Consider the following 15,782-nt stretch of genomic DNA (forward strand, 5'->3'; position numbering starts at 1 on the left):
TTATATGACTTAGATGGTTTAATACTCGTTGTTTGTCATACTATTAAGCATCTCTTTTATGTCATCCCTACGGGATTTTTTTCCTATTCTTTATAATTTTTATCGAGATTTCATGCCTAACGGCATTTGATTAAAACTTTTGAAAAAATACAAAACTAAAACCTCTTCAAAAAACCAATCCCAAGAAAGCTTTTTGATGGCAATCTAACCCCGATAGAAGAGACATCTCGCCTTGGCGGATATAGCGGATAGCGGGAAAATGGATGGCAAGAATGCCCAAAACACTCGTTTCAAAGAAAATAAGCGATAATTAGACGATTTTTTTTGAATTTTCGGAGTGCTTTAGTATCTTCACAAAATATTAGTAACCTTAAGCATTTACACAATGTCAGAAGCAACACATGATAACCTGCACAACGCAGATGGACAAGACCAAATGGAACAATTAGATGGCGTTACCATTATTAGTCAATCGGTATTAGAGGAAATAGACAATTCTAATGCAGAAGAAAGCGAAGATGATTCGATAAAAGAAAAGCACGAAATTCCGGTATTGGATTACGATGCAATGTCGATGGAAGCCTTAACCGATGAGCTAGAAAAATTAGTCAACAACGAAAAAGTAATGGCGATTAAAGACCATGTAGAAGGCATTAGAAAGGCTTTTTCGGACAAATACCACCATTTTATAGACGAGAAAAAAGAGGAATTCTTAGCTCAAAACAACGAAGAAGGTTTAGATTTTGAGTATCACTTCCCTTTAAAAAATAAGTTTGATGGCATTTACAACGCTTACAAAGCAAGCAAAGCCAAACATTTCAAACAATTACAAAACAATTTAGAGCAAAATTTTGCCGTTCGTGAAGGCTTAATCGAAGAGTTGAAAAACTTAATCGATTCAGGTGATTCGAGTATTGGCGATATGTTCAAAAAAGTAAACGACATTCGCGAGCGTTGGAAAAATGCAGGTGCAATTCCAAGAGATAAATACAACATCTTGTGGAACAATTACCATTTTCATATTGAGCGTTTTTACGACATCATGCATTTAGACAAAGAAGCGCGTGATTTAGATTTGAAACACAATTTAGAGCAAAAGCAATTGATTATTGCTAAAGCGAAGGAATTGTTAAACGAGGAAGACGTAATGAAAGCATTCCGTGAATTGCAATTGTTACACCGCGTTTGGAAAGAAGAAATTGGTCCAGTTGATCGTGAACACAGAGAAGCGATATGGGACGAATTTAGCGAAATTACCAAGCAAATGCACGACAAGCGCGAAGCTTTGTATGCAGTAGCAAGAGGAAAAGAAACGGATAATTTAGCGGTTAAAAACGAAATTATAGTGCTAATTGAAGCTTTAGGAACCGAGAAAATCGATTCGCACAGTGGATGGCAAGCGCAAATTAAGAAAATGGAAGCATTGCGCGAAGCGTTTTTTAAAGCAGGTAAAGTTCCAGCGGAAGTAACTGAGGAAACTTGGGCTAAATTTAAAAATGCGGTTCGAGCGTTTAATGCACACAAAAACGTTTTCTATAAAGACATCAAACACGAGCAACACGAGAATTTAACTAAGAAATTGGAATTAGTAGAAAAAGCAAAATCGTTAAAAGAAAGTACCGATTTCGCTGTGACTACTCCAATTATGAAGAAAATTCAGGACGATTGGAAAAAAATTGGACATGTGCCTCGTAAATATTCTGATAGCATTTGGAAAGACTTTAAAGATGCGTGTAATGCTTATTTTGATAGAATGCACGAAGCTAAAAATGCCGAAACAGGTGAAGAAGTAGAAGCATTTGAAAAGAAAAAAGCATTCTTAGAAGAGTTGAAATCGTTTACTTTAAGTGGTGAACATAAGGCCGATTTAGATGCGATAAAAGAACACATTGCGACTTGGAAAACCTTTGGAAAAGTGCCTTTTAACAGAAGACACATTGAAGGGAAATTCAATAAGATTTTAGATGCCTTGTTTGAAAAACTAAGTATGTCTAAAAAAGACACCGAAATGATGCGTTTTAGCAACCGTTTAGAGCAATTATCGGAAGGTGACGACCGCAGAGCTTTAGAACAAGAGCAATTCTTTATTAGAAAGAAAATTGACGAAGTACAAAGCGAAATTTTCCAATTAGAGAACAACATTCAGTTTATTAGCAGTAGTTCGAAAGGTGAAAATCCTTTTATTAAAGAAGTTCAGAAAAACATTGAACGCCACAAAGACGACTTGAAATTGTGGAAAGAAAAGCTACAGCAAATTAAAAATATGTAAGATAGAATCCCGAGTTTAGGCTCGGGATTTTTTTTGTTTCTTTTTTAAAATGTACAGAAAATCTGTAATTGAGTTTGTGGGAATTTGGGTATATTTGTGGAAGAAGTTAATTGTATCAAACAATTTAGAGATAATTGCAACTCAAAAAATGAATTATGACAAATCAATTTTTAAAATATCTTTATTCAAAAATAAGCAAGTCAACAATTGAAAATGGAGAAAGAAGTAATCAAAGTTTTGAAAGAGCTGATAGAATTATAATTTGGATTGTTGGATTTTCAATCGGTATTTTCGTAATACTTTTCACCAAAGACTATGACATAAAAAACCCAAATTATAAAACCATAACAGAGTTATCAAATCAAATAACTATAGTTTCATTGATTGTTGTTATTTTTGGATTAATCTTTAGAATTTTTTCTTTTTTTTCACAAATGTTATTAACTGCAATTAATATGGATTTTGCTGGTTATGCGGATGGCTTTTCAACTACATTAGAATTTCCAACCCCCAGAAAAATAAAGAATAGCGATACAATTGAAGATATAATCTATTATTTTGAACAAGATTTTAAAATCATTCAAGAAAAACCAGACTTCTCAAACAGTTCACAAGAAAGTATAAAAGAATACAGAACACTTCTTATAAATTATTACAAATCTTTAGCAGACGGCAACGATATTGAAGTTCAAATAGAAGAATACAAAAATAAGCTTTGTGAATATTATGGGATATCGAAAGAGAAAATAAACGAAAGATTTGATAATAATAAAAATGTGAAATTGCGAGGTAAAGTATATCAAAAGACATTGATTGGTAGTTACATTTTCTTCTTTTTAACAATTGCAACATTTATAATTGGAGCGATAATTATTTTAGAAAAACTAGTAAATAAAACTCAATGCTAGGCTAGCACGAGAATCACGCTCGTGAATACAAAAACAACTAAAAATATCGTCCCTACAGGATTTTCTAATCGTTGTGTTTATTTTTTACCGATATTACGTTCCTATGGAGCTACTATATACCGTTCCTACGGAACTAAAAAAGTAAATACAACTGTTTGAAAATGCCGTTAGGCATGAAATATGGGTAACTTAAAGTAACATAGCTGGTAAAAATCCCGTAGGGATGGCATAAAAGAGATGCTTTCAGCATGACAAACTGGGCGTGATATGCGTTATGTGATGCTTCGTTACCTCAGCATGACAAACGAGATAAAAACTTTGCGTGCTTTGCGACCCGAGACCAAAGGTCGAATTGACGAAGTAAAAAACTTAGCGCCTTTGCGTTTAAATCACCTTTTAAAACTCATATTCCCTTTCCACTTTGGCAATTCTTACTTTGTAATTTTTATACCAAGTGGTTTTACCTTTTTCTTGTGCTTCTACATGTTCCATATTAGCTTTCCAGTTTTGAATAGCTTCTAAGCTTTCCCAATACGAAACGGTAATTCCAATTTCGCTTCGTGCGCTTTCCATGCCTATATATCCAGGTTGGGCTTTGGCTAATTCAACCATTTTAATTGCCATTTCGGCATAACCTGCTTCCATTTCGGTTCTAGTAGAAGTAAAAATTACTGCGTAGTACATAATTAAATTTTTAAATTATCGAATCGCTAATGTGTTCTATGCCAAGTGCAACGCCTAAAATCATAGACAAAGTATTTCTATTGTGACTATGTGTTTAAACAAGAGATGCTTTCAGCATGACAAACTAAACGTTAAAACTGAATACTGAGACTGACCACTGAACACTACAACTTCTTTGCTTCTTCCCAAAAAACATCCATTTCCGCTAGCGTCATATCCATTAAAGGTTTGCCTAATTCGGTGGCTTTGCTTTCTAAAAATTGGAAACGCTTGATGAATTTTTTGTTGGTGCGTTCTAAGGCGTCTTCAGGGTTTACTTTTAAGAATCGGGCGTAATTTATCATGGAGAACAAAACATCGCCAAATTCGGCTTCTATTTTATCTTGATTGCCAGCTTGTACCTCAACTTGAAGTTCGTTTAGTTCTTCTTGCACTTTATCCCAAACTTGGTGCGGCTCTTCCCAATCAAATCCAACGCCTTTTACCTTATCTTGAATGCGACTTGCTTTTACTAATGCTGGCAAACTTTTTGGCACTCCTTCTAATACTGATTTTTTGCCTTCTTTCAGTTTTAGTTTTTCCCAATTTTGTTTTACTTCTTCTTCGTCAGCCACTACCACATCGCCATAAATATGCGGATGACGATCGATTAATTTATCACAAATGGAATTCGCTACATCGCCAATATCAAACGCATTGGTTTCGCTACCAATTTTGGCATAAAACACAATGTGCAACAAAACATCGCCCAACTCTTTCTTGATTTCCTGCAAATCGTTATCTAAAATAGCATCGCCTAATTCATAGGTTTCTTCAATCGTTAAATGACGTAAACTTTCTAGTGTTTGCTTTTTATCCCACGGACATTTTTCGCGTAAATCGTCCATGATATCTAAAAGTCGATTGAAAGCTTGTAGTTGTTGTTGGCGTGTGTTCATGATTTTGTTTTTTGTTTCAAGTTTCAAGTTTGAAATTGTTCTTGAATTTGATTTTTGCACTTGTTTATGTAAAAATAAAAAATCCCACGTGGAAAACGCAGGATTTTAAAATATAGTTTTCAACTACTTATTCAGCAGCTGGAGCTTCTTCTTCTTTTACTTCTTTAGATAACGCTTCTAATGAAACGAAACCTTTAGGTTGTAACAAATTGTACCAGTTTAAGATTTTCTTGATGTCAGACGTATATACTCTGTCTTCGTCAAATTCTGGTAAAATTTCTCTAAAGTAGGCTTTTAATTTTGCATCGTCTTCTTTGTGAGACATTGCTAAACCGTCGTTTTCTTTAGTAGCAATTGCTTTGAAAACTTCTGCTAAACGCACTTCTTCTGAATACGTGTATACTGCAATTTCTGATAACAAACTTACGTTAGCTCTCATTCCTACAGTTATCTTTTTTCCGTCTAATAAAGACTCGGCTACAAATCCTGTACGTGTTTGAATTTTTAATTCATATAAACCTGGTTTCCCAGAAATAGCTAATATTTTTTGAATGCTCATGTTTCTTACTTATTAAGGTTGGCAAATATCTAATCTTTATTTAAAAATGCAAAAATTTTAACGTCCTTTTTTGTTTACGTACTTCATTTTATAATCGGGTCTTGCTTTACCATCCATAATGTTTTGCAATTTTTTCCCAATTAGCTTCTTTTTCAACATCGATAAGTGATCGGTAAATAAAATTCCTTCGATGTGATCGTACTCATGTTGGATAACACGCGCGATTAAACCATCATATACTTCGGTCTTCTTATTGAAATCTTCGTCCATGTATTCAATCGTAATCGTATCGTGACGAAAAACATCTTCACGCACATCTGGAATACTCAAACAACCTTCATTGAATCCCCAAACATCACCTTCTTCTTTGATGATTTTGGCATTGATGAAAGTCTTTTTGAACTCTTTCATTAAAGCTGCTTCTTCTTTAGAAACGTCATCACTATCACTAAAAGGTTCAGTATCTACAATAAACAAACGAATTGGCAACCCAACTTGTGGAGCAGCCAAACCAACTCCGTGTGCATGATACATAGTGTCATACATATTAGCAATTGTTTCTTTAAGATTCGGATATTCTGGTGTAATGTCCTCACATAGTTTGCGTAAGACTGGTTCTCCGTATCCGTATATTGGTAAAATCATGGTAATCGTATTAATTTTAAAAATGCAAAAGTACTATTTTTTATAACGTAAATAATCTTGAAGTATAATTGTTGCGGCAATTTCGTCTACCAACGCTTTATTTTGGCGTTGTTTTTTATTTAAACCACTATCAATCATCGTTTGAAACGCCATTTTGGATGTAAAACGTTCATCTACTCTATTCACAGGCATTTCAGGAAAAGCTTCTTGAAATTTTACCACAAACGCATTGATAATTTCGGCACTTTGCGAAGGTGTTCCATCCATTTGTTTGGGTTCGCCAACAATTACACAGGCTACTTTTTCTTTAGAAAAATAGTCTTTTAAAAATGCAATTGCAGTTTCGGATGGAATTGTGGTTAGCCCAAAAGCTATCATCTGCATTTCATCAGTAACGGCAATACCTGTTCTTTTGATTCCGTAATCTATGGCTAATATTCGCATTGCTAATTATTTTCAACAAATATACGGTCAATTATTTGATAATTTCAAACTCGGCCAATGGTGCCATTCTAGCTTTGTTTAGTTTTAGCGTTTTACCATCAAAATTATAATTATCTGCCATTTCTAAAATTTTAGCTAATTCTTGCTCGGTTGCCATATCTTGACAAGCCATCATGGTTGAAGCTACTTTTGAGAATTTAATTCTACTAACTTCTTCTTTTAATTCATAACTTCCCGCCATACTATTACAACCTGCATAAGCTGAAAATCTTCCGTCTGGATTAAACGTAATTCCATATTCTTTTTCAATATTTGAATCTTTCTTCACTACATTTCCATTCATTTTTACTAAACGCCATTTTGACTTTTTAAGTTCAACTTTTGCATCTACTATTTTTCTTGCTTCATTACCCGTAGCCATAGCTTCCGAAACTTTACTATCTTTTGACAAAGTAGTGGTATCTAACTTTTGTAATCTGTATTTAGAAGCCATTTTTCCTTCAATTCTGTTTCCATCTACATCTAAATGAAACAAATCGTTTTCACCTACAAAATATTGATTTGGAGCTTGAGAACCAGAAAGTGTGATGGTATTACCAGCTTCATTCCAAGTGAAAGTTCCTTTTTCGGTTATTATTTCTTTTGATTTTCCTTGATATACCACTTCTTTAGTGTAGCTATCAGCAGTTAAGGTAATTGTTGTTTCGATACCTTCGCAATCAGCACAAGGTAAAACACCATAGTAAACTCCTTGATAATCTAAGGCGTTCATAGCATTATGACCATCAGTTACCACTTCAGTAGAATCCAACAATGAAACTTCTGAGTCATCTTTTATTTCTTCTTTACAAGAGATACAACTTAGAGCAATTAGGGCTGATAGAAATAGACTTTTTTTCATGTTGCTTGTTTTTTTGTGATTAATGTAAATTTACGATTTATTTCTTATATCAAAAAGAATTCCAAAATTCATAAAATGTTATATTTGCATCACAAATTTTTACAATCATGACTAATTTACAAGCAACAATAGAACAAGCATGGGAAAATCGTGCTTTATTACAAGAAGAAACTACGCAAAAAGCCATTAGAGAAGTTATCGAATTATTAGATAGCGGAAAACTTCGTGTCGCTGAACCAGTTGAAAATGGCTGGCAAGTAAACGAATGGGTTAAAAAAGCAGTGGTTATGTACTTCCCTATTCAAAAAATGGAAACTTGGGAATCGGGTATTTTTGAATATCACGATAAAATGTTGTTGAAACGCAATTACGCTGAAAAAGGAATTCGTGTAGTTCCAAATGCAGTGGCTAGATATGGTGCTTATATTTCATCAGGAGTAATTTTAATGCCAAGTTACGTAAACATTGGTGCTTATGTAGATGAAGGTACGATGGTGGATACATGGGCAACCGTAGGAAGTTGTGCACAAATTGGAAAACATGTTCACCTTTCAGGTGGTGTTGGAATTGGTGGTGTTTTAGAACCATTACAAGCAGCTCCAGTAATTATTGAAGATGGTGCTTTCATTGGTTCAAGATGTATTGTGGTAGAAGGAGTTCATGTGGGTAAAGAAGCGGTTTTAGGTGCGAATGTATGTTTGACAGGTTCTACCAAAATTATTGATGTTACAGGCGATGAGCCTATTGAATATAAAGGAGTTGTTCCGGCTCGCTCGGTAGTAATTCCAGGAAGTTATACGAAGAAATTCCCAGCTGGAGATTATCAAGTGCCTTGTGCCATTATCATTGGTCAAAGAAAACCTTCAACCGATTTGAAGACTTCGTTAAATGATGCATTGAGAGAGTATAACGTGGCGGTGTAATCAAAATTAAAATATAAACTTGAATTCCAATTCATGACAAAACTGTTGTGAATTGGAATTTTTATTTTCCTTTAAAAGTAAATTACAAGTAAATAAATTGTAAATTTTATATGAATGGTTAAATTTGCTGAAAATTACCTTTCTATGTCAAACTATTTTAGCAGTGTAAAACTATTTTTCAAGCGCTTTTTTATTGTTCTTTTTATATATCAAATTTGTCGTTTGTTGTTTTACTTTTTCAATAAAAATGCCTTTGAAAACATTTCTGCTAAAGGTTTTTTAGGTGGCATTCATTTTGATTTATCGGCAATAGCTTACATCAACTTAGTTTTTGCACTTTTGCATTTTATGCCAGGTAATTTTAAATACAAACCCAACTATCAAAAGTATTTGAAAATTGGTTTCTTCATTGTGAATTTCATCTTCATTTTAACCAATTTTGTTGATTTCGAATATTACAAATTCACCGGCAGAAGAAGTACTTTTGGCATGATTACCGCAAGCGGAATGGAGAATGAAATTGGCGGATTAATCTTTTCTTTTTTAGTTGAGTTTTGGTATTTGCCAATTCTTGCTTTGATTTTAGGAATACTATTTTGGAAAGTAATTCCGAAGTTAAAATCAGCAAGCGAACAAAGTGCAAACTGGTCACAAATTGCGAAACAATCCGGAATATTTATTCTTTTAATGGGATTTGTTTTCTTGTTAGGTCGTGGTGGCTTTCAAAAAAAACCGTTGCGTATTGTTGATGCAGTAAATTATGGTTCGATAAATCAATCCGCAATTGTGTTGAATACACCGTTTTGCATTATTAAAACTATTGGTAAAAAAGAAACATTAGAATCACCAAAATACTTTTCGGAAACAGAATTAAATCAAATTTTCAACCCCATTACGGAAATCTCTTCAACTGAAAATCCGAACAAAAAAAATGTGGTGATTATTATTTTAGAAAGCTTTGGAAGAGAAAATATTCAGCGTGGCCAAACGCCATTTTTAGATGGTTTGATTGAAAAATCGTTATTCTTTGAAAACGGTTTTGCTAATGGAAAACTTTCAATTGATGCCGTTCCTTCAACGCTTTCAAGTATTCCGAGTTTGATGAATAATTCGTTAATTACGTCAAGTTATTCGATTAACGAAGTATATGGTTTACCAAAAATCTTAAAAGATAATGGTTATCAAACTGCGTTTTTTCATGGAGCTTTTAACGGAAGTCAGAATTTTGACCAATATTGTAAAGTAGCTGGTTTTGATAATTATTTTGGGAAGAATGAATACGTTGGTCCAGAAGCTTTTGATGGAAGATGGGGCATTTTTGATGAAGAATTTATGCAATATTTTTCAGCTAAAATGACTGAATTCAAACAACCTTTTTTCAGTACGATTTTCACAATTTCGTCTCATAATCCATACATTATTCCAGAAAAACACAAAGGGAAATTTCCAAAAGGAACTACTAAAATTCATGAAAGTATTGCTTATTCTGATTATGCTTTGAAACGCTTTTTTGAAACGGCTTCTAAAGAAGATTGGTATAAAAACACGCTATTCGTAATAACTTCCGATCACACCTCATCAGAACCAACAGAGAAAAAGTTTAAAACTAATGTCGGGAAATTTAGAGTTCCTATTTTATTTTTCGATCCTTCAAATCCTTCTATTGTTGGGAAAAATCAGAAGAATTTACAACAAATTGACATCATGCCTTCGATAATTGATTATTTGAATATCGATAGTAAAATGATTACCTATGGTAAATCGTATCAGTCTGAAAAAGATTTTGTGGTGTATTATTTAGACAACATCTACCATTATGTTTCGGGTGATTATTATTTAGCTTTCGACGGAAAAAAATCGTTGGGATTATATAATTTCAAGAAAGATGAATTACTTAAAACCAATGTAATCAAAACCGAAAAAGCTAAAGCAACCGAAATGGAAACGTTTATAAAAGCCTATATTCAATCGTTTAATGAGCGAATGATTGGAAATAAATTAACGCTTAAATAATTTTTCTTGGCGTTGTAATTTCAACAATTTAGCATATTTCATGTGTGAGAAAAACCCTTGGATTAAAGCGATTGTAATCCCATCAATTCCGTTAAAAATACCTTTTTTGAAGAAATAACATCTTATAAAAGCGGTCAAACCATTAATAACAGGTTTCATTGCTCCTACTCTTTTTCCTTGATCAAAAAGTTGTTGCGCATGCCATGTGGAATATTGGTTTTTCTTAGCGATAATTTGCTCAAAAGATTCCCAGCCGTAATGTAAAATATGAACGGCTACTTTTTTCTCGTTAGTCGTTTCAATTTTTTGATGCACTTTAGCTTCTGAAGGTTTCGCTGTTTTCTTATTGAAAAAACGCACTTTATGATCGGGATACCAACCTGAAAAATCAATCAATTCATCGGCTAAAAAGTTTTTAACTCGAAACGAAAAAGCATCGTAATTTCCTTCTAAATATTTTTCTTTTAAGATAAATTCTTTAGCATCTTTATCTAAAAATTCGTCTGCATCTAAATTTAATATCCAATCGTTTTTGCAAAATGGCAATCCATGTGTGCGTTGTGGACCATCGCCAAGAAACTTTTGAGAAATAACTTTTGCGCCTTTTTCTTCGGCAATTTTTACTGTATTATCAGCACTTAACGAATCAACAATGATTACTTCATCACATACTTCAAACAAAGCATCGATGCATTTTCCAATATTTTTTTCTTCATTATAAGTAATGACTAAACCGCTAATTGCCATAAAAATTGAATTTTCACAAAAGTAATCAAATTATTTTGTTGGCAAAGTTTCAAAATCAGTGTATTTTAGCCAAATATTTTATCAAAAATGAAAATTTTAGTCATACAGCAAAAGCGAATTGGAGACGTACTAACCTCAACTATTCTATCCAATAATTTAAAGCAAAAATATCCGGATGCGCAAGTGGACTACATGTGCTACGCCAATTGTGTTGATGTACTAAAAAACAATCCAAACATTGATAATATTATTGTTTTGGAAGAAAAAGTGCGAAAAAATTATCTTTCCCTTTTTCAATTTATTTTCAAAATTAGAAGCACCAAATATGATGCGGTGATTGATGCTTACAGTAAGTTGGAAACCAATTTAATCACTTTATTTTCTGGTGCAAAATATAAAATCTCGTACAAGAAAGGCTACTCTAATATTTTTTATAACTATAATATTGAACGACTAAAAAACGGCACAAAATCGGATATTGGATTGGCAATTATTAATCGTTTACGTTTACTAAAACCACTTATTGAGGAAGAAATTACCGATTATAAACCAAAAGTTTTTTTAACGGATTTGGAAATTAATCAAGCAAAGGAAATGCTATCAAAATTTCCTTTAAAAACCGACAAACCCACTTTTATGATTGGGATTTTAGGTAGCGAATGGTACAAAACCTATCCGTTTGAAAAAATGGCGGAATTGTTAGATTTCACGGTTCAAACAACTGATGCGAATTTACTCTTCAACTACATTCCGAAACAAAAAGAAGACGCTCAAAAAATCTTTGATTTATGTCTTCCCGAAACACAACAACGTATTTATTTTGATTTGTATGCCAATGATTTACGTTCATTTTTAGGTTTATTGTCGCAATGTGATGCTTTAATTGGTAACGAAGGCGGAAGTGTAAATATGGCAAAAGCATTATTTGTTCCAACATTTTCCTTGTTTTCGCCAAGTGTTGATAAAGAAACGTGGCAAATTTTTGAAGATGAGAAAAACATCTCAATCCATTTAAAAGATTTGAAACCAGAAATTTATACCGAAGTTGACGAAAAATTTATCAAAGAAAATACATTCAAATATTTTGAAGAATATCCGATTGCCTTAATTAAAAAGAAATTGAAAGATTTTTTTGAGATTATTCGCTAAGATATTTCGACAAACCATTTTCAATAAAAGTCACATTGTGTTTTTTATTGAAATTGCGAATGGTATTGTTTTTCTCCCAAGTTTCGGGCGTAGCATAACCTCTTTTGTGGTCTAAGTGCAAACAAACGGCACTGTAACGAATTTGCTTGGATAAAATTCCGAAGTTGAACAAACGTTCGCCTACTTCTCTATCCAAACCGCCGTATTGCATTTCTTCATTAAAACCATTCACCACAACTAAATCTTTCTTAAAACATGATGTATTGTGACCGTTGAAGGTTCGCTTTGTTGGTGTTAACCAATTCATGAAATTGGCAAAAAGAGAAATTTTCGTCAACTTTGATAATTTAAAAGTCTTGGAAACGCCATTTTTTATCAACCAAGAAATAGAAAAACAATCTTGCTTTTGGATATTTTCTAATGAAATTTTCTGAGACGTTTCCATTGGTAATTTAAAATATCCTCCGGAAAGAAAATAGCCTTCTTCTTGGTACTTTAAATGTTGGGCAACAAAATCTTTTCGTGGAATACAGTCGCCATCGGTAAAAAGCAAGTAATCAGAATTGGTTTTGAGAATAGCTTTATTTAAGATTTTACATTTCTGAAAACCATTATCTTCTTGCCAAACATGAACAATTGGAAACTTAAATTGGCTTTGAAAAGATTCGATTATTGCTTTTGTTTTTTCGGTAGAACCATCATCGGCAATAACAACCTCAAAATCTGGCTCGGTTTGGACACTGTATCCAACAAGCACTTTTTGAAGCCATTCTTCCGAATTGTAAGTGGTGATAATTACCGATAATTTCATGTAAAGAATTAAAAGTGAAAAATACTACTTTTTCCAGAACTTTAATTTCTTTTTGATTCTTTTTTTTCGGTGAAAGCGATATTGGAAATCGGCCGTTAAACCCCACATAGTTTCAAAAATAGTAGTTTCGTCACCGTTTGAAAGTTTTGCGTATTCGTTACTCATCACTGCAATCATGTCTTTTTTGTGCGTGATTTTCGATAAATTTTTCATTCGGGTTTTGAAATCGATAGTTTCATGAAACTTCATTCGATTCAAATCTACTAGAAAAAAGGAATAACTTCCGTCATTATTTTTACGAATTAAGGTATTTCCAGGTGAATGATCTAAAAACTCAATACCTTTTTCGTGCATTTCAAAGGTAAATTGGGTAAACTTTCGGATGATAAAATCTCTATTTTCAAACGCTTCATTTTGAACAATTTCCCTAAATTCAAATACATTTTCCAAATGTTCGCAAGCGTAATAACTTTCTTTTAATCCTATAAAATCATAATTTTCAAAAAAAGCTACTGGTTGTGGCGTACCAATTTGCATTTCTATCAATTTAGAAGCAAACTCGAAAGAACGACGCGCTTTTGATTTTCTAAAATAGCGATAAGCAATTTTATTAATGATGTTAGGTTTCTTGAACGATTTTATGCTAATCACTTCATTTCCCAATTCAAAAAGTTTAATTGCATTTCGTTTTCCAATAACAAAATCTTTTCCAGATGATGTAAAATGGGTAATACAATTTTCGATTTGAGTTTTATATTTTGAGAAGTTAGGATGATACTGCGCTAGCATATTTTTTTTATTCAAAAGTAGCTATTGTTGGTTATAATTCCAATTTATTGAATATTTTTACATGATTTTAGCAAACAAATATGAAAGAATTACCAAAATGTTCCTTAGTTACACCAACATATAATTGGCCCGAAGCGCTTGAATTATTACTTTTAAGCATTACTAAACAAACTGTTTTACCCAATGAAGTAATTGTTGCTGATGATGGTTCAAAAGAGGAAACTCGTTTGTTAATTGAGCGCTTTCAAAAATCATTTCCTGTTCCGTTAATTCACGTTTGGCATGAAGATAATGGCAATCAAAAGCCAAAAATCATGAATAAAGCCATTGCGCAAGCTAAATACGAATACATCGTAGAAATTGATGGCGATATCATTATGCATCCTGATTTTGTAAAAGATCATTTAACTTATGCTGAAAAAGGGGTTTATTTATTTGGTTCACGAGTAAATATTCAAAAATCAATTTTAGAAAGTATTTTCAAGAACAAAACTACTTCGTTTCATTTCTTTTCCATAGGAATTAAAAAACGTGGAAGAACATTACGAATTCCATTCTTTATGAATTCTGCTAAACTTCACGACAAACGTTCTTCAAAACTTAGAGGTTGTAACATGTCGTTTTGGAAAGAAGATTTCATTAAAGTAAATGGTTTTAATGAAGGTTTAGTAGGTTGGGGAGTTGATGATTCTGAGTTAATTCAACGTATTCACAATATCGGAATTCAAGGAAAACGATTAAAAAATGTTGGAATTGCTTATCATATCTACCATAAAGAACAAGACAAGAGTCACATTCATTTGAACAATGCTATTGAAGATGAAGTAAGAGAAAAAAAGATAACTTTTGTTGAAAAAGGTGTGAATCAGTATTTATAGTTTCATTACTCTAAGGTATTCTTCTTTTGTTTGCTTAGCAATATTTTCTGCATTGAAATCATTTTGAATAATTGCTTTACTTTTTACAACAAACTCAGACCTTAAGCTTTCATCACCTAAGAGAGTTAAAACTCTAGTAGCCAATTGCTTGAAATCTTTCACTGGAGCAATGAAACCATTTTTTCCATCTTGAATAACATCTGGAACCACTCCAACTTGAGTTGAAACAACCGGAGTTCCCAGTAGCATGGCTTCTAAAACAGACGTTGGTCCGCCTTCCCTTTGTGATGTCATTAAAAAAGTGTCAAATTGTGGAACTAATGAAGAAGCATTCTCGATTTTATCTGTGAAGATTATTACATCTTCCAGTCCTTTATCTTTTACTAGTTGTTTTAATCCAGGCGTATTTTTTGTGAATTCGCCAATTTGGATAAACTTAATGTCTTTGCGGTTTAGCTTATTAACTACTTCGTCAACAACATTTATGAACGTTGGCAAATCTTTTGCATTGGAATGATTGGCTATATTTCCAACAACTTTAAGCCCTGAATCAATTTTGTAGGTTTCTCTTATATCTAAAACCGGTTTCAAATTTAATATTTCCATCGAAACACAATCGTGAACTACTACTGTTTTGCTTTTTGCTTTTTCGTTTAAAATTTTACCTAAATCCCTTTTAACAGAATTAGAAACACAAATAATTGAAGCTAGTCCTTTAAAATTATATTTTAAATTACTTAAGAAGCTACTGCTAGTTCCCATTCCTTTTTTTGAAAAAACAGTTTTGGTTTTAATACCAAATAGAATTTTTGCAATTACATAAAAAGTAAGCGAATCACTTGTATGTAAGTGTATTATATTTGGATGAAAATCTTTAATTACATTCTTTAGTAAAGAATAATTTCTTAGTTTATTTAATTTTCTATCTTTGACGCCGATAAATGAAATTGATTTTTTAGCGCATTGACTTTCTAATACCGAATCTTCAATACCAAAAACTAAATTTTCAACTTCATTTTTTTCTAATTCGGGTAAAATATACATCATCTGTTGCTCATTGCCACCCCATCCTTTTGCTCCAGATATATGTAATATTTTCATTGAATTTGATTTTGATTTTGATT

The 15,782-nt window shown here is 32.6% G+C and carries 16 protein-coding genes; 6 read left to right on the forward strand and 10 right to left on the reverse strand.

Annotation, left to right across the window (positions count from 1 at the left end; genetic code table 11):
• Positions 1–385 precede the first annotated feature (385 nt).
• Both B2741_RS04835 and B2741_RS04840 read left to right on the forward strand, forming a co-directional pair.
• Positions 386–2,269 carry a DUF349 domain-containing protein gene (locus tag B2741_RS04835; protein WP_291135934.1) on the forward strand — a complete coding sequence of 628 codons (1,884 nt, stop codon included), beginning with the start codon at positions 386–388 and terminating at the stop codon, positions 2,267–2,269.
• A 155-nt stretch (positions 2,270–2,424) separates the two neighbouring features.
• Positions 2,425–3,177, forward strand: coding sequence for a hypothetical protein (locus B2741_RS04840; RefSeq protein WP_291135936.1), 753 nt, complete (start codon positions 2,425–2,427; stop codon positions 3,175–3,177).
• A 396-nt stretch (positions 3,178–3,573) separates the two neighbouring features.
• Here the strand turns inward: B2741_RS04840 and B2741_RS04845 are convergent, their stop codons facing one another.
• The 6 genes from B2741_RS04845 to B2741_RS04870 form a co-directional block, all read right to left on the reverse strand.
• Positions 3,574–3,861 carry an antibiotic biosynthesis monooxygenase family protein gene (locus B2741_RS04845; RefSeq protein ID WP_291135938.1) on the reverse strand — a complete coding sequence of 96 codons (288 nt, stop codon included), beginning with the start codon at positions 3,859–3,861 and terminating at the stop codon, positions 3,574–3,576.
• 164 nt (positions 3,862–4,025) lie between these two features.
• Complete coding sequence (gene mazG, locus B2741_RS04850) at positions 4,026–4,799, reverse strand: nucleoside triphosphate pyrophosphohydrolase (protein ID WP_291135940.1); 774 nt, start codon at positions 4,797–4,799, stop codon at positions 4,026–4,028.
• A gap of 127 nt (positions 4,800–4,926) precedes the next feature.
• Complete coding sequence (locus tag B2741_RS04855) at positions 4,927–5,358, reverse strand: DUF5606 domain-containing protein (RefSeq protein ID WP_291135942.1); 432 nt, start codon at positions 5,356–5,358, stop codon at positions 4,927–4,929.
• A gap of 57 nt (positions 5,359–5,415) precedes the next feature.
• Positions 5,416–6,003 carry a peptide deformylase gene (def, locus tag B2741_RS04860; protein ID WP_291135944.1) on the reverse strand — a complete coding sequence of 196 codons (588 nt, stop codon included), beginning with the start codon at positions 6,001–6,003 and terminating at the stop codon, positions 5,416–5,418.
• Positions 6,004–6,036: 33 nt separating this feature from the next.
• Entirely contained in the window at positions 6,037–6,447 is a 411-nt protein-coding gene (gene ruvX / locus B2741_RS04865; RefSeq protein ID WP_291135946.1) for a Holliday junction resolvase RuvX, read from the reverse strand.
• 31 nt (positions 6,448–6,478) lie between these two features.
• Positions 6,479–7,348: a copper resistance protein NlpE N-terminal domain-containing protein gene (locus tag B2741_RS04870; protein WP_291135948.1), complete on the reverse strand. Its 870-nt coding sequence runs from the start codon at positions 7,346–7,348 to the stop codon at positions 6,479–6,481.
• A 107-nt stretch (positions 7,349–7,455) separates the two neighbouring features.
• Here B2741_RS04870 and B2741_RS04875 point away from each other — a divergent pair, with 107 nt between their 5' ends.
• Positions 7,456–8,271: a 2,3,4,5-tetrahydropyridine-2,6-dicarboxylate N-succinyltransferase gene (locus B2741_RS04875; protein ID WP_133609979.1), complete on the forward strand. Its 816-nt coding sequence runs from the start codon at positions 7,456–7,458 to the stop codon at positions 8,269–8,271.
• Positions 8,272–8,415: 144 nt separating this feature from the next.
• A complete protein-coding gene (locus B2741_RS04880) occupies positions 8,416–10,284 on the forward strand; it encodes an LTA synthase family protein (RefSeq protein WP_291135951.1) in 1,869 nt (622 codons plus the stop codon).
• On the opposite strand, the gene B2741_RS04885 is transcribed toward B2741_RS04880, so the two are convergent.
• Positions 10,270–11,031 carry a glycosyltransferase family 2 protein gene (locus B2741_RS04885; protein ID WP_291135953.1) on the reverse strand — a complete coding sequence of 254 codons (762 nt, stop codon included), beginning with the start codon at positions 11,029–11,031 and terminating at the stop codon, positions 10,270–10,272. The two genes, B2741_RS04880 and B2741_RS04885, sit on opposite strands and share 15 nt — an antisense overlap.
• 87 nt (positions 11,032–11,118) lie before the next feature.
• Between B2741_RS04885 and B2741_RS04890 the strand changes: the two genes are divergently transcribed.
• A complete protein-coding gene (locus B2741_RS04890; protein WP_291135955.1) occupies positions 11,119–12,180 on the forward strand; it encodes a glycosyltransferase family 9 protein in 1,062 nt (353 codons plus the stop codon).
• On the opposite strand, the gene B2741_RS04895 is transcribed toward B2741_RS04890, so the two are convergent.
• Both B2741_RS04895 and B2741_RS04900 read right to left on the reverse strand, forming a co-directional pair.
• Positions 12,170–12,991: a glycosyltransferase family 2 protein gene (locus tag B2741_RS04895; RefSeq protein ID WP_291135958.1), complete on the reverse strand. Its 822-nt coding sequence runs from the start codon at positions 12,989–12,991 to the stop codon at positions 12,170–12,172. The two genes, B2741_RS04890 and B2741_RS04895, sit on opposite strands and share 11 nt — an antisense overlap.
• 24 nt (positions 12,992–13,015) lie before the next feature.
• Positions 13,016–13,795: a lipopolysaccharide kinase InaA family protein gene (locus B2741_RS04900; protein WP_291135960.1), complete on the reverse strand. Its 780-nt coding sequence runs from the start codon at positions 13,793–13,795 to the stop codon at positions 13,016–13,018.
• Between the two features lie 65 nt (positions 13,796–13,860).
• Here B2741_RS04900 and B2741_RS04905 point away from each other — a divergent pair, with 65 nt between their 5' ends.
• Entirely contained in the window at positions 13,861–14,658 is a 798-nt protein-coding gene (locus tag B2741_RS04905; protein WP_291135962.1) for a glycosyltransferase family 2 protein, read from the forward strand.
• On the opposite strand, the gene B2741_RS04910 is transcribed toward B2741_RS04905, so the two are convergent.
• Positions 14,653–15,759: a glycosyltransferase family 4 protein gene (locus B2741_RS04910; RefSeq protein WP_291135964.1), complete on the reverse strand. Its 1,107-nt coding sequence runs from the start codon at positions 15,757–15,759 to the stop codon at positions 14,653–14,655. The genes B2741_RS04905 and B2741_RS04910 overlap by 6 nt on opposite strands.
• Between the last annotated feature and the right edge of the window lie 23 nt (positions 15,760–15,782).

It is taken from the genome of Flavobacterium sp. UBA7663 (assembly GCF_002483315.1).
Lineage (GTDB): Bacteria > Bacteroidota > Bacteroidia > Flavobacteriales > Flavobacteriaceae > Flavobacterium.

What these genes read in the sequence shown, in the direction of transcription:
- B2741_RS04885 (WP_291135953.1), bottom strand. Translation starts at nt 11,031, where the DNA reads ATGGCAATTAGCGGTTTAGTCATTACTTATAATGAAGAAAAAAATATT.
- B2741_RS04905 (WP_291135962.1), top strand. Translation starts at nt 13,861, where the DNA reads ATGAAAGAATTACCAAAATGTTCCTTAGTTACACCAACATATAATTGG.
- B2741_RS04855 (WP_291135942.1), bottom strand. Translation starts at nt 5,358, where the DNA reads ATGAGCATTCAAAAAATATTAGCTATTTCTGGGAAACCAGGTTTATAT.
- B2741_RS04835 (WP_291135934.1), top strand. Translation starts at nt 386, where the DNA reads ATGTCAGAAGCAACACATGATAACCTGCACAACGCAGATGGACAAGAC.
- def (WP_291135944.1), bottom strand. Translation starts at nt 6,003, where the DNA reads ATGATTTTACCAATATACGGATACGGAGAACCAGTCTTACGCAAACTA.
- B2741_RS04845 (WP_291135938.1), bottom strand. Translation starts at nt 3,861, where the DNA reads ATGTACTACGCAGTAATTTTTACTTCTACTAGAACCGAAATGGAAGCA.
- B2741_RS04875 (WP_133609979.1), top strand. Translation starts at nt 7,456, where the DNA reads ATGACTAATTTACAAGCAACAATAGAACAAGCATGGGAAAATCGTGCT.
- B2741_RS04895 (WP_291135958.1), bottom strand. Translation starts at nt 12,991, where the DNA reads ATGAAATTATCGGTAATTATCACCACTTACAATTCGGAAGAATGGCTT.
- B2741_RS04910 (WP_291135964.1), bottom strand. Translation starts at nt 15,759, where the DNA reads ATGAAAATATTACATATATCTGGAGCAAAAGGATGGGGTGGCAATGAG.
- B2741_RS04870 (WP_291135948.1), bottom strand. Translation starts at nt 7,348, where the DNA reads ATGAAAAAAAGTCTATTTCTATCAGCCCTAATTGCTCTAAGTTGTATC.
- B2741_RS04890 (WP_291135955.1), top strand. Translation starts at nt 11,119, where the DNA reads ATGAAAATTTTAGTCATACAGCAAAAGCGAATTGGAGACGTACTAACC.
- ruvX (WP_291135946.1), bottom strand. Translation starts at nt 6,447, where the DNA reads ATGCGAATATTAGCCATAGATTACGGAATCAAAAGAACAGGTATTGCC.
- B2741_RS04840 (WP_291135936.1), top strand. Translation starts at nt 2,425, where the DNA reads ATGACAAATCAATTTTTAAAATATCTTTATTCAAAAATAAGCAAGTCA.
- B2741_RS04880 (WP_291135951.1), top strand. Translation starts at nt 8,416, where the DNA reads ATGTCAAACTATTTTAGCAGTGTAAAACTATTTTTCAAGCGCTTTTTT.
- mazG (WP_291135940.1), bottom strand. Translation starts at nt 4,799, where the DNA reads ATGAACACACGCCAACAACAACTACAAGCTTTCAATCGACTTTTAGAT.